This window comes from Bradyrhizobium campsiandrae (genome assembly GCF_014529705.1).
Taxonomy (GTDB): Bacteria; Pseudomonadota; Alphaproteobacteria; order Rhizobiales; family Xanthobacteraceae; genus Bradyrhizobium; species Bradyrhizobium campsiandrae.
In genome coordinates this window covers 25,028-37,409 of the sequence record NZ_JAANIH010000023.1, presented here as the reverse complement: position 1 = coordinate 37,409, position 12,382 = coordinate 25,028, and the positions used below count along the sequence as shown (strand labels likewise).

11 protein-coding genes are annotated in these 12,382 nt (G+C 64.9%); 5 read left to right on the top strand and 6 right to left on the bottom strand.

What is annotated here, in order from left to right; genetic code table 11:
* Positions 1-29: 29 nt before the first annotated feature.
* A complete protein-coding gene (locus G8O24_RS18540) occupies positions 30-692 on the bottom strand; it encodes a glutathione S-transferase family protein (protein WP_188101731.1) in 663 nt (220 codons plus the stop codon).
* A gap of 121 nt (positions 693-813) precedes the next feature.
* On the opposite strand from G8O24_RS18540, the gene G8O24_RS18535 reads away from it, so the two are divergent.
* Positions 814-1,527, top strand: a complete 714-nt coding sequence (locus G8O24_RS18535) for a DUF599 domain-containing protein (RefSeq protein ID WP_188101729.1) — start codon at positions 814-816, stop codon at positions 1,525-1,527.
* 1,069 nt (positions 1,528-2,596) lie between these two features.
* Here the strand turns inward: G8O24_RS18535 and tolA are convergent.
* The 4 genes from tolA to mgtE all read right to left on the bottom strand — a co-directional run bounded on the left by tolA (position 2,597) and on the right by mgtE (position 6,571).
* Positions 2,597-3,571 (bottom strand): cell envelope integrity protein TolA, encoded by a 975-nt coding sequence (gene tolA, locus G8O24_RS18530; RefSeq protein ID WP_188101728.1) that lies wholly within the window; start codon positions 3,569-3,571, stop codon positions 2,597-2,599.
* 49 nt (positions 3,572-3,620) lie between these two features.
* A complete protein-coding gene (locus G8O24_RS18525; RefSeq protein ID WP_188101726.1) occupies positions 3,621-4,439 on the bottom strand; it encodes an aldo/keto reductase in 819 nt (272 codons plus the stop codon).
* Positions 4,440-4,576: 137 nt separating this feature from the next.
* The gene (locus G8O24_RS18520) at positions 4,577-4,903 is read right to left on the bottom strand and encodes a helix-turn-helix domain-containing protein (RefSeq protein WP_188101724.1); all 327 of its coding nucleotides are present in this window, start codon (positions 4,901-4,903) and stop codon (positions 4,577-4,579) included.
* A 246-nt stretch (positions 4,904-5,149) separates the two neighbouring features.
* The gene (mgtE, locus tag G8O24_RS18515) at positions 5,150-6,571 is read right to left on the bottom strand and encodes a magnesium transporter (RefSeq protein ID WP_188101722.1); all 1,422 of its coding nucleotides are present in this window, start codon (positions 6,569-6,571) and stop codon (positions 5,150-5,152) included.
* 76 nt (positions 6,572-6,647) lie between these two features.
* On the opposite strand from mgtE, the gene G8O24_RS18510 reads away from it, so the two are divergent.
* On the top strand, positions 6,648-7,454 hold the full coding sequence (locus G8O24_RS18510; RefSeq protein WP_188101720.1) for a polysaccharide deacetylase family protein: 807 nt from the start codon (positions 6,648-6,650) through the stop codon (positions 7,452-7,454).
* 206 nt (positions 7,455-7,660) lie between these two features.
* Complete coding sequence (locus G8O24_RS18505) at positions 7,661-8,938, top strand: polysaccharide deacetylase family protein (protein ID WP_188101718.1); 1,278 nt, start codon at positions 7,661-7,663, stop codon at positions 8,936-8,938.
* 11 nt (positions 8,939-8,949) lie between these two features.
* On the opposite strand, the gene G8O24_RS18500 is transcribed toward G8O24_RS18505, so the two are convergent.
* On the bottom strand, positions 8,950-9,324 hold the full coding sequence (locus G8O24_RS18500) for a hypothetical protein (RefSeq protein WP_188101716.1): 375 nt from the start codon (positions 9,322-9,324) through the stop codon (positions 8,950-8,952).
* Positions 9,325-9,562: 238 nt separating this feature from the next.
* Between G8O24_RS18500 and G8O24_RS18495 the strand changes: the two genes are divergently transcribed.
* A complete protein-coding gene (locus G8O24_RS18495) occupies positions 9,563-9,820 on the top strand; it encodes a hypothetical protein (RefSeq protein WP_188101714.1) in 258 nt (85 codons plus the stop codon).
* A 236-nt stretch (positions 9,821-10,056) separates the two neighbouring features.
* Positions 10,057-12,375 carry an AAA family ATPase gene (locus G8O24_RS18490; RefSeq protein ID WP_188101713.1) on the top strand — a complete coding sequence of 773 codons (2,319 nt, stop codon included), beginning with the start codon at positions 10,057-10,059 and terminating at the stop codon, positions 12,373-12,375.
* Positions 12,376-12,382 lie beyond the last annotated feature (7 nt).

Below are 12,382 nucleotides of genomic sequence, written 5' to 3'. Positions count from 1 at the left end.
TGCGCCCTTCTCCCGGCTCGCGCTCCCAGTCAGACGTTCTCGAATCTTTCGATGACAAGCGTTTCGGCGAGCCCGTCGCGGGTCCATTCCTGGAATGCCGGCAGCGCCATCATCGTGTCCATATAGGCCTTGGTCTCCGGCGTGACCTCGATCGCATAGGTGCGGAAACGATGCACGACAGGAGCATACATCGCATCCGCCGCGCCGAAGCCGCCGAACAGGAATGGCCCGCCGGCGCCATAGCGGCTCCGGCATGTGCGCCAGATCTCCTGCACGCGCGCGACGTTGGCCTTGGCGTCCGCCGACAGCGTTACGGCGCGCACCGGACGGTGCAGGTTCATGCCGCATTCGCTGCGCAAGGCCATGAAGCCGGAATGCATCTCGGCGCACACGGAACGGGCCAACGCGCGGGCGGCGACGTCGTCGGGCCACAGCTTCTTCTCCGGATAGCGCTCGGCGATGTATTCGAAGATGGCGAGCGAATCCCACACCGTAATGTCGCCGTCGACCAGCACCGGCACCTTGCCGGCGCGGCTGAAGGACAGGATCTGCTCCTTGTCGGCGGGATTGTCCGTGTAGAGCGGAATCACGGTCTCCACGAACGGGATGTCGTTGGCGCGGAGCGCGAGCCAGGGCCGCATCGACCATGACGAGTAGTTCTTGTTGCCGATCGCGAGCTTGAGCGCTGCCATGTCATGGATCCCTGGTTGAGTCCGTCTGTGCGGCTGCTTTTAACGCCATCGCCTGCCGCCAATCAATCGTTGCCGCTACTGGCCATGCGTGGCAATCGTGGCGGCTCGCGAGGAGAGAGACATGAGCAGGCATTGGGTCGACATCACCGCCGTCGGCTTCTTCATCATCGAATGGCTGGCCTATGCCGCCACGCTCGAGCACTCCGCCTATGGCCGCGACAGTCTGTCGGCGCGGATGAACCGATATCGCGAAGTCTGGGTCCGCCGCCTGCTCGACCGCGAGGCGCGCATGGTCGACATGCAGATCATGGCCTCACTGCAGAACGGCACCGCCTTCTTCGCCTCCACCAGCCTGTTCGCGCTCGGCGGCGCGCTGGCGCTGCTGCATGCCACCAACGATGCCATCACCATTCTCGGCAAGCTGCCGATCGATCTCAGCACCTCGCCCGCCATGTGGGAGCTGAAATGCGTCGGTCTGGTGCTGATCTGCGTCTACGCCTTCTTCAAATTCGCCTGGGCCTATCGGCTGTTCAACTATGTCGCGATCCTCTACGGCGGCATGCCGCCGGCCTCGCAACGCGACACGCCGGAGGCCGAGGCCCATGTCATGCGGACCACGCGCGTGTTCGAATCCGCCGGCCGCCATTTCAACCGCGGCCAGCGCGCCTTCTTCTTCGCGCTCGGCTATCTCGGCTGGTTCGTCAGCCCCTGGGTGCTGTTCGTGACCACGGCCGCCGTGGTCATCGTGACCTGGCGACGGCAGTTCGCATCGAGCGCGTGGGCCGCGATGGCGCCGGAGGTCGCGGGGGGCGATGAGGGGAAGCGCGGTCGGTGATATGCGTCCTTCCACACCGACCTTGCGAACATTAGACCCGTCATCCTGAGGTGCGAGCGATGGGACGCAACGCGGCCCATCGCGAGCCTCGAAGGATGCACGGCCCCGATACAGCCGGGCCGTGCATCCTTCGAGGCCTCCGCCCGGCGGCGCAATTGCGCCGCAAGGCTCCGGCGCCTCAGGATGACGGGAATGGATGAGCGCATGCTCTTTCCACTTCCACGTCGTCATTGCGAGCGCGGCGAAGCAATCCAGAGTCTTTCCGCGGAGGGATTCTGGATTGCCTCGTTGCACTCGCAATGACGGAGTATGAGGTGACGGCATCACTCTTCTGGTTTCAGTTCAAATCGCAGACACGCCTTCTCGTCCTCGCGACGCCCTTTCGCCCGAGCTTTGCCTGATCTCTCCACCCTCTCGATCAAGAGGGCGCAGGGAAGACCGGGTGCTGACCTCGCACCCGCGGTCTGCTGCGCGAAATGGAACGCAAGAAGACCGCACAGCAGCATACAGGTGTGGCCGAACGCACGGCCTTCCCTGCGCGATGGGTTGACGGCTTATGCCGCGCTCTCCCGGGAGCCGAATTTCCTTTGGCCTCCCTCGCTTCCGCAGATTGGCGATGCGGTTAACCCGGTCGGGCGCTCCACACCTCGGCGGAAAGCTTGACCGTCGCTACGACGGCCAGGACCACACGGTTTTGCCGTACGCGCGTCCGCCGGCGCCGCAGAGGCTTTCGGCCGTTGTGCACACGCGCCGAAAGCATGTTGGCAAGACGAATTTCACAGCGCCGTTCATCTACACGCGGCTTCGGGCTCACAGGGACTACCCGCCCTGCCCGCGCCATCTCGTGCCGACGCTGCCGCGTCCACCGCAAACCCGGCTCGCGACACGTGACGACGTACGATCGCCCCTCAAGACCAAGCCGGGATGGGCAACACATACGCTATTTCCGAATTTCGGTAAAGTGGAATATTTTCGCGGGGCATATTGACGACCCTGCCGGGTGTTTTGCCCGTCGGCAGGCAATCCGAGGGCCGTATGACGGTCGAGCGGGGCGGCGGCCACACGCCGGTCACGATCCGAAATCCCCCGGCGTGAATGAAAGGTCCATCACCTTCCATTCCGCATATTTGTCGACGGGCAGCATCTTGTAAGGCTGGCAAGCCTGCATCGCGCTCATCGCGGACTTCACGATGGCGACGCCCTTTGCCGATGGCGGCGCCTCGATCAGGATCGGCGGGCGCGCCAGCGTGCCGTCGGTGGCCATCACCGCGCGCAGCTTGATGCGGACGGCGTCGCTGGGCGCAACGCCCGCCGGCAGTTTCGAACAGCTCCTGAGGTGCCGGCGCAGCGCGGCGATGACGTCCGCCGGCAGCTTGGCACTGATCGAATCCTTGGCGTCGCCGCCGTCGTCCTTGGGCGCGTCTTTCGGCTCCGGCGGCAATTCGGGCGGCAGGCCCAGCATCACGCCGTATTTGACGGTCACATCAGGCTCCGGCGCCTGATGGGCCGGTGGCGCGGCCTGCGGCTGCGGCATCGCGGGCGGTGATGGCTGCGCTGCCTGAGGCTGCGCCTGTTGCGCTGGCTGCTGCGATGGCGGCGGCTGCGGTTGTTGCGCCTGCGGCTGTGCGTTGGCCTCTTGCTGCTTCGGCGCTTCCGACGACTGAGGCTGTGGCTGCTTCTGCTGAGGCTCTTGCGAGGCCTGCTTTTGCTGCTGCGGTTGCGGCGGGGCCTTCTCCGCCGGCTTCTCCTTGGCCGCGAGCTTGGGGGCCGCGGCCTTGTCCTTGTCGGCGAAATCGATCTTCGGCAGTTGCAAGTCGGGGAGCGGCTCCGGCGGCTTCTCCTTCGCCTCTTCCTTGGCCTTCTCTTCTGCCTTGGCCTCTTCCCGCTTCACCTGCTCCGGCGTGACGATATCCACGGCGACCGTCTCGGGCGGCGCGGAATGAAACGGATGGACCTCGCTGATCACGATGATCAGCGCCACCAGCGTCAGATGCGCGATCGCTGACGCCGCAATGTCCGTCCGTATGATCTTCCGCAGTTCCATCGCCCGATCTTGGGTTGCTGTCCTGCTCCTAGCATACCCAAGTTCCCCCTCAATCCCATTTCGGCGCGAAGCCGAAATCGGTTAGCCGGCCCTTGGGGCTGGCCAGCGCGGCGATCCGGGCCATCTCGTCATCGGCGAGAGCAAAGTCGAAGATCTCGATGTTTTCCGACAGGCGTTCGATGCGCGAGGTTCTGGGAATTGCGGACACATTCTGTTGCACCAGCCAGCGCAGGCAGATCTGCGCCGGCGTCTTGTGATGGGCGCGGCCGATCTCCGCCAGCGTCTGATCGGACTTGATGCGGCCCTTGGCGATCGGGCTATAGGCAACCAGCGCCATGCCGTGCTGGTCGCAGGCCGCCTTCACCTTGGCCTGGTCGAGATAAGGATGGAATTCGACTTGGTTGCAGACCAGCGGCTCCGGACACAGCGCCGCCGCCTGCTCGATCAAGGCCACCGTGAAGTTGGAGACGCCGATGTGGCGCGTCAGGCCCATGCGCTTGGCGTGCGCCAGCGCGCCCAAGGTCTCCGACAGCGGCACGTGCGAATTGGGCCAGTGCAGCAGCAGGAGATCGACGGAGGGGAGTCGCAGCCGTGCCAGGCTCTCCTTGACCGAGCGCTCGAGATCGTGCGGGGCGAAATGGTTGGTCCAGACCTTGGTGGTCAGGAAGATGTCGTCGCGGCGTACGCCGGAGGCGCGCAGGCCATCGCCGACCTCGCGCTCATTGTCATAGACCTGGGCGGTGTCGATGTGGCGGTAGCCGAGCCGCAACGCCTGCTCGACCACGCGCGCGCAGGTGCGGCCGGTCAGCTCCCAGGTCCCGAGCCCGATCGCCGGTATCTTTGCGCCATTGGCCTCGACGAACAGCATGAGGAATCCTCTCTGTTGCGGCAGCCCCAAACGTCATTATGGCCCCGCCCCGGCAGAGTGCAACGGACGACGCCGGCCTCGGGCCCCGATCTTGAGCTGCAATGCTAACGGGAGGTTCGCGGGATCAGGCCTTGACGTCAGGCTTTGGCGAGCGCCTGGAACACCGTATCCGGCGCGTGCGCAATCACGGTCAGCAACGCGCGGGCGGGACCGCGCGGGGCGCGCTTGCCCTGCTCCCAGTTGCGAATGGTCTCGACGGGCACGCCGAGCTTGGCGGCAAACTCCATCTGGGTGAGACAGGAGCGCCGGCGCAGATCGCGTACTGCGAGCGAGCCGATCTCGGCCGGCGGCGCCTCGGCCGCTGGCGGGACCGGCTGGACAGGAAACGGCTGGACAGGAAATTCTTGCCCGTCCCGCAACTCAACGACCCGTCCGTCCGCCTTCAGCCGCAACCGCATGCCCATTCCCCCAAGCGGAGCAATGATGCGGCAGGTCGCTTAAAGTCGGATTAAAGGATGCGGCCCCCGCCCCCACGAGAGCGCAAGAGGGCCGCACCGCTCTTACCCCGTCATTGCGAGGAGCTCGCGACAAAAATTGCGAAGCAATTTTGCGCTGATGCGACGAAGCAATCCAGACTGGCGCCGCGGAAGGATTCTGGATTGCTTCGCTGCCGCTCGCAATGACGAGTGGAGAGAGCGTGGCACGCCCCACTACTTCAACCCGAACCACAGCGTGGCGATGCCGAGGAAGGAGAAGAAGCCGACCACGTCCGTCACCGTCGTCACGAACGTGCCCGATGCCACCGCCGGATCGGCCCTGACGCGTTCGAGCCCCATCGGGATCAGGATGCCGCCGAGCGCACCGGCGACGAGGTTGCAGATGATGGCGAGCCCGATCACGATGCCAAGGCCGGGGATCTTGAACCAGGCCACCGCGGCGATGCCGGTGATCACGGCAAAGGCGAGACCGTTAACGAGGCCGACGAACGTCTCGCGCATCACCACACGCCAGGCGTTGGACGAGCCGAGTTCGCGGGTGGCGAGCGCCCGCACCGCCACCGTCATGGTCTGGGTCGCGGCATTGCCGCCCTGGCTCGCCACGATCGGCGCAAGCACGGCGAGCGCCACCATCTTCTCGAGCTGGCCCTCGAACAGGCCGAGCACGGAGGACGCCAGGAACGCCGTGGCGAGATTGACCAGCAGCCAGTTGAAGCGCGCGCGCGCGATCGTCAGCACGCTGTCCGAGAGCTCTTCGTCGCTGGTGACGCCGCCGAGCGCCTTGAGGTCCTCGTCCGCCTCCTCCTCGATCACGTCGACGACGTCGTCGACGGTGATGACGCCGACGAGGCGGTCCTGGGTGTCGAGCACGGGCGCTGCGACAAGATTGTACTTGCCGAACATGCGCGCCACCTCCTCCTGGTCCTCCAGGACGGAGACGCGGCGGCGATCCTCGTCAGTCAGCTCGGTGAGCGGCACCGGACGGCGTGCGCGCAGCAGCACGTCGAGCGGAACCGCGCCCTGCCAGTGCTGGTCCTTGTCGACGACGTAGATCTCGTAGAAGCGGTCAGGCAGATCTGGCGTATCGCGCATGTAGTCGATTGCCTGCCCCACCGTGAAATCCTGCGGCACGGCGATGAACTCGGTCTGCATGCGCCGGCCGGCGGAGTTTTCCGGATACAGCAGGCTGCGCTCGAGCGCGACGCGCTCCTGCAGCGGCAGCTTCTCCAGGATCTCCTCCTGCTCGTCCTCGTCGAGGGTTTCGAGCAGCTCGACCGCGTCGTCGGATTCGAGCTCGCGGACGCCCTCGGCCACCGTCTCGGGGGGGAGCTCGTCGAGAATCTCCTCGCGCACCCCCTCGTCGAGCTCGTTCAGCGCGGAGAAGTCGAAGTCGGCGCCGGTCAGCTCGACCAGGCGGACGCGATCGTCGGGCGCGAGCGCCGCGATAAGGTCGCCGAGATCGGCCTCATGCAGCTCGGCGACACAGGCGCGCAGCGCGGCGCTGTCGGCGGCCTCGATCGCATGGGCGATTTCCTCGACGAATTCATGCCTGATTTCGCCGTCTTCATTGCGCATCGGCACGTGGTCGAGTACCGAGGCCTCGGCGGAGGCGGCGCCGTCCATCTGTTCATCCATGGTGGGCCTCGCCGTTCAACAGGTTGGTGATTTGGGCTGACGGTCAGCCAATACCCACAAGGCAATCGCAAGCGCAATGGCAAAGATGCATCGACCGCAATGGACCTCGATCGCGATGGCCGCGGCTCTCGCAGCCCTCATCGGGAGCGGCGCGGCCGAGGCCGCAGACTGCCCGCGCAAGGATGCACTCGGCACGTCGCGCCTGCTGAGCGTCGATGCCAAGAGCACCTCGCGCGTCGGCCTGAAGAGCTTTCCGCAGACGCTGCCGCTCGCCGATCACGAGGTCGTGCTGACCTTCGATGACGGCCCGCATCCACCGACCACGTCGAAGGTGCTGGCGGCGCTGGCGCAGGAATGCGTGCGCGCAACCTTCTTCCTGATCGGCCAGCACGCATCCGAACACCCTGATATGGTCAAGCGCATCGCCCGCGAGGGCCACACAATCGGCCACCACACCTGGTCGCACCCGTTCATGGCCCGGATCCCGGCCGACAAGGCCAGCAGCGAGATCGACCGCGGCATCGCCGCCGACGAGATGGCGCTGCACGGGGTCTCGAGCACGACGCCATCGACGCCGTTCTTCCGCTTCCCCTATTTCGAATCGACGCAAGGACAGCTCGACCTGCTGCAGTCGCGCGGTATCGTCGTGTTCGGCGCCGACCTGTGGGCCAGCGACTGGAACGAGATGACGCCGGAGCAGGAGTTGAAGCTGATCACCGAGCGCGTGGCCGCGGCCGGCAAGGGCATCATCCTGTTCCACGATCCCAAGGCGCGCACGGCGGCCATCATGCCGGCCTTCCTGCGCTACCTCAGGGAGAACGGCTTTCACGTGGTTCACGTGGTTCCCGCAGGCCCGGCGCCGAAGCATGCCGATGCGCATTGATGCCGGAATGTCACGTCCGGCCAAAATGGGGTGATTTGAGCCCTATTAACACTCTGTTCATGCTACGCCATGCATTGATGGAGGGTGCCACGGACGGGACCCCTGGACCGGACCTTGGGCGGGAAAGCTGTTTGCGCCTGAACCGTTTCCTGATGTCTCCGACCTACGGATATCGCAGCCAGCTCAGATGAGGGCAGACCGGGTTCATGATCGGCAGTAGCGTTGTTGTCCGGACGCGATCGTGGACCGTCCTGCTTCTTGGCGTGTTCTTCGGGTTGCTGACTGTGGCGTCGCCGGCAGCCTTGGCGGCCGACTGCCCCGGTCATCCCGATGCGCTCGGCACCTCCCGCACGCTCGTCGTCGACCCGCGCGAGCATCCGCGCATCGGCACCATGCAATATCGCGAGACGCTGCCGCTGAAGGACCACGAGGTGGTCCTCACCTTCGACGACGGTCCGCTGCCGAAATATTCCAACCAGGTGCTTCAGATCCTCGCGAGCGAGTGCATCAAGGCGACCTTCTTCATCATCGGTCAGCAGGCCAAGGCCAACCCGGAAGGCGTGCGCAAGCTGGTGGCCGCGGGGCACACCGTCGGCACGCACAGCATGACCCATCCGCTGACGATGAACAGGATGCCGATCGACAAGGCTGAGACCGAGATCAACGGCGGCATCGAGTGGACCTCGGCGGCCATGACGGACCCATCCAAGCTGGCGCCGTTCTTTCGCATTCCCGGCCTGATGCGCGCTGACGGCGTCGAGGACTATCTGATCTCGCGCGGCATCCAGGTATGGAGCGCCGACTTCCCGGCCGACGACTGGCGGCATGTCTCGCCCGATCGCGTCTACCAGCTTGCGATCCAGCGGCTGGAGGCCAAGGGCAAGGGCATTCTGCTGCTGCACGACATCCAGCCGCGCACCGTGGCGGCGCTGCCAAAGATCATTCGCGACCTGAAGGCGCGCGGCTACCGCATCGTGCACGTGGTGCCCGCGACCGCCGACCAGCCGGCGACACCGACGACGCCGGTGGAGTGGCTGCTGCATCCGCCGACGGAAACGACGCCGATCGCGCGCTGGCCCGCTGTGCCGAATTTCGTGTTCACCCAGACCGCGAGCCTGCCGGCACCGGCCCTCGCCGATCTCAATGTGCGGACCGCGCACCAGCCGGTCGTGCTGCCGCGCAGGACTATGGCGCAGGCCGATGTCGCGGCCACCCTGCCCGCGCCCGGCCGCGATCTCTTCGCGATCCCCGAGGGCTCGATCGAGGTGCTGCTGTCGACCACCCTGTCGCGGCGCGCGGCGACGCGGCTCGCGATGGCGGCCGAGGCGCCGCGTGGCGGCAAGGGCAAGGCTGGGAAGATCAAGGCCGGAAAGATTCAGGCCGCGCACACGGCTGCGCGCGCCGCGCCGAAGCACGCGGCTCAGGTCAGGACCACGGCGCCCCGCCCGACCCGCCTCGCCACCAGCGTGAAAAAACGCGCCTGAGCGAAGTGCTGTTACTGCCGCATGATGTTGGCGACGCAGAGCAGCACGATCAGCGCCAGGAAGAACAGATCCATATAGGATTTGAGCTCGCCGTCGCGGCGCAGCCGCCCGACATCCACGACGATCTGCTTGCGCGAATTGGTCCCGCCCGAGCCGTCATTGATCGGCGCTTGAAGCCGCTTGGTCTCGGCTTCCAGCTTCTCGATTTTCTGGAAGAAGTAGAAGGCGCGCAGCGTCGAGGCCGCGCGCATGCCGCTATAGACCAGCACCAGGATCGCGAGGATCGCCCGGTTCTGGTATTTCTCCATGAAGTTCAGGCTGAAATAGACCAGCGCCATGAATGCGAAATTGGTCAGGAAGCGGTAGACGAAGCTTAGAAAGACCATGCTGGCTCCAGCCGAGAGAGGTCACGCGAGGTCCGTCTACGCCAACTTTGTTTCAACAAAGATACCGTCCCCCGCGTGCCGCCGCCTTTTAGCCACGCCCCGCCATAATGCAAGCGAGAGCGCGGGGATCATCGCCTGTTCCACGCGCCCGGCTGCCGCGGCTCGATGGAGATTCGACCGAAGCTACGGTAGAGTGCTGCCGCAGCTAAAGGCGAAGTCTGCGGATTGGGGTCTGCCGATGCCGAAGAAGGGAATCACGGGCCACGACGACTGGGTTCTGACCGAGGCGCTCGCGACGGCCCTGGTCGCGCTGGAGCAGCTCGAGGCCAAGCACCAGCCGAGCGCGCATATGGATGATCTCCGGAAAATGCTGTCGAACGGCAAGGAGCCGGCGGCCGTCAGCCTGCATCTGGCCCAGGCCAAATGCCGCCTGTTCCCCGACCTCGATCCGCTCGAGATCTACCGCGAATACGGGATCGGCGAGGAGTACGGCTGAGGGGCCGCGCGGCCGCCTGCTCTCAAGAATGCGACTCAAAAAGAAGGGCAATGATCGATCCATGCGATTGATCCGGCCCGAACACCACGAACTGTAACATATCTGTATTATTGTGAGGTTAGACCTAGGTCGGCTTCTCCGTCACGGAGGGAGAGGCAGCACAAATGCGGGTGTGATTTCCCGTGCACGCCGTATCAGAGGACCGCATATTGCGCCTCCGCGGGACTTGATCAACAATGGATATGATCTCGCGCGCTGCGCGAGCCGACTATCGCAATAGCGGCGCGGATGCACCGGACTCGCTTTCAACCCTGCTCGAGCGGCTGACGGGGCTGGTTCGAAGGCAATATCGTCTGTTGCTCGCCATTCCGCTTGCAGCGCTCGCGATCGGCGCCCTGTACCTCGTCATCACGCCGCCGCAATATACGGCGACGACGACGTTGCTCATCGACAGCAGCACGCTGCGGGTCCTGCAAAACCAGCTCCAGCCTCAAGGTGACGTGCCGCTCGACACGCTGCAGGTGGGTTCGCAGGTCGAGATCCTGATGTCGCGCAAGATCGCGCTTGCGGTGGTCAGGGAGCTCCACCTGGCAGATGATCCGGACTTCACGAGCAACCGTGGACCGTTCGGTTTCCTCACCGGCGCGGCCGGTGACTCCTCCGACGACCGCGAATTACTGGCGCTCGACCAGCTGATGCGGAACCGCGCGATTTCGCGGGGTGACAAGACCTACGTGCTCAACATTGCCTACACCTCGCGCAGCCCCGATACGGCCGCGCGGATCGCCAACGCATTGGCCGATGCCTATATCGACGACCAGCTCGAAGCCAAGTTTCGGACGGTCAACAGGGCCAGCGTCTGGCTTCAGGATCGCATCAACGAATTGAAGACCAAGGCGACATCAGCCGATCGCGCCGTCCTGGAATTCAAGGAAAGGAACAAGATCGTCGATCTGGGCGGCAGCAATGGTCCAGGCGGCAATCCAGGATCGAACCGCCTGATCGGCGACCAGCAGGCCATCGAGCTCAGCAGTCAGCTCGCATCCGCGCGCGGATCGACCAGCGAGGCGAAGGCCCGCCTGGACCGGGTCGAACAGATCCAGAAGATGGACGTCGGCCAGGCCGCAGTCGCCGACGTCCTCAAGAACGAGGTGATCACGCGCCTGCGCAACCAGTATCTCGACCTGTCCGCGCGCGAGGCCAGCCTGTCGTCGCGCTACGGCATCGACCACGAAGCCGCCGCAAACGTGCGAGCGCAGATGGAAGAAGCGCGCCGGAACATCAGCGCCGAGCTCGGCCGTATCCTGGCGAGCGCCCGGAGCGACTACCAGGTCGCGAAGACGCGCGAGGAAAACCTCGAGCGCGCGCTGAACGATCTCGTCTCCGAGGGACAATTGTTGAAACACGACCGGCTTGGTCTCGCCGAACTCGAGAGCACGGCCAAGGTCTATCACAGCCTCTATGACAGCTTCCTGCAGCGCTACATGGAAGCGATCCAGCAGCAGTCGTTTCCGATCACCGATGCCCGCGTGATCAGCGCGGCGGTGCCGCCGACGCAAAAGAGCCGGCCGATCAGTTCGCTGGTTCTGGTGATCGCCCTTACATTCGGTCTGCTGGCGGGGATCGGAACAGCCGTCCTGCGCGAAGCGATGGACGGGGTGTTTCGGACCGGCCGGCAGGCCGAGGAGGAATTGGGACTTCGGTGCCTCTCCGTCGTCCCGATGGCCGATCGCAAAGCCGCGCCGGGATCGAAACCGGCTTCGCGAAAGGATGCCCGCAGACCCGGCCCTGCATCTGTCCTGGCTTCACGCTACAAACTGCCGAGCTTGCAAGGCACACCTGCCTTCCAGTTCGCCGACCCGATGAAGCGGACGGCTGCCGATCAACCGCTCTCGGCCTTCGCCGAGGCGATCCGCAGGATCAAGATCCGTGTGTCGCTCGAAGCCTCGATCCGCAACAACAAGGTCATCGGCGTTACCTCGAGCCTGCCCGGCGAGGGCAAGTCGACCGTCGCCTGCAATCTTGCGACGCTCACCGCCGACGCCGGCAAGCGCGTCATCCTGGTGGATGCCGATCTGCGCAATCCCACGCTCGGCCAAAGCCTCACGCCGCAACCGTCAACGGGATGGCTCGGCGTGTTGAATGGAACGGCCAACGTCGACCAGGTGATCGGCTTCGATGCGGATACCGGATTGTCGCTGCTCCCGGTCGTCCTGACGGAGGCCCTCCTCCACTCCGATGAAATTCTGGCGTCTGCGGAATTTGCCCAGATGATCGATGCGCTGCGCGAGCGCTTCGACTATGTCATCCTCGATCTGCCGCCGACCGCCCCGGTCATCGACGTTCGCGTGGCGCTGCCATTGATCGACTCGGTGGTATTTGTGGTGAAATGGGGCAGCACGAGCATCGCCTCGGTCCGCCGGCAATTCGGCGCTGAGCCGGAGCTACATGAGCGAATTCTCGGCGTTGTGCTCAATATGGCCGATCCGAAACTGCTGCGGCGTTTCGAACAACCTGATGTCTCGCACTACGGCTATTATTCGAGCCCCGCCTAGCCGACGG

Bases quoted from the DNA above. Each gene is read 5' to 3' on its own strand.
- G8O24_RS18500 (WP_188101716.1), bottom strand. From the start codon at position 9,324: ATGGTCTTTCTAAGCTTCGTCTACCGCTTCCTGACCAATTTCGCATTC.
- G8O24_RS18510 (WP_188101720.1), top strand. From the start codon at position 6,648: ATGGCAAAGATGCATCGACCGCAATGGACCTCGATCGCGATGGCCGCG.
- G8O24_RS18535 (WP_188101729.1), top strand. From the start codon at position 814: ATGAGCAGGCATTGGGTCGACATCACCGCCGTCGGCTTCTTCATCATC.
- G8O24_RS18520 (WP_188101724.1), bottom strand. From the start codon at position 4,903: ATGGGCATGCGGTTGCGGCTGAAGGCGGACGGACGGGTCGTTGAGTTG.
- G8O24_RS18490 (WP_188101713.1), top strand. From the start codon at position 10,057: ATGGATATGATCTCGCGCGCTGCGCGAGCCGACTATCGCAATAGCGGC.
- mgtE (WP_188101722.1), bottom strand. From the start codon at position 6,571: ATGGATGAACAGATGGACGGCGCCGCCTCCGCCGAGGCCTCGGTACTC.
- tolA (WP_188101728.1), bottom strand. From the start codon at position 3,571: ATGGAACTGCGGAAGATCATACGGACGGACATTGCGGCGTCAGCGATC.
- G8O24_RS18540 (WP_188101731.1), bottom strand. From the start codon at position 692: ATGGCAGCGCTCAAGCTCGCGATCGGCAACAAGAACTACTCGTCATGG.
- G8O24_RS18525 (WP_188101726.1), bottom strand. From the start codon at position 4,439: ATGCTGTTCGTCGAGGCCAATGGCGCAAAGATACCGGCGATCGGGCTC.
- G8O24_RS18495 (WP_188101714.1), top strand. From the start codon at position 9,563: ATGCCGAAGAAGGGAATCACGGGCCACGACGACTGGGTTCTGACCGAG.
- G8O24_RS18505 (WP_188101718.1), top strand. From the start codon at position 7,661: ATGATCGGCAGTAGCGTTGTTGTCCGGACGCGATCGTGGACCGTCCTG.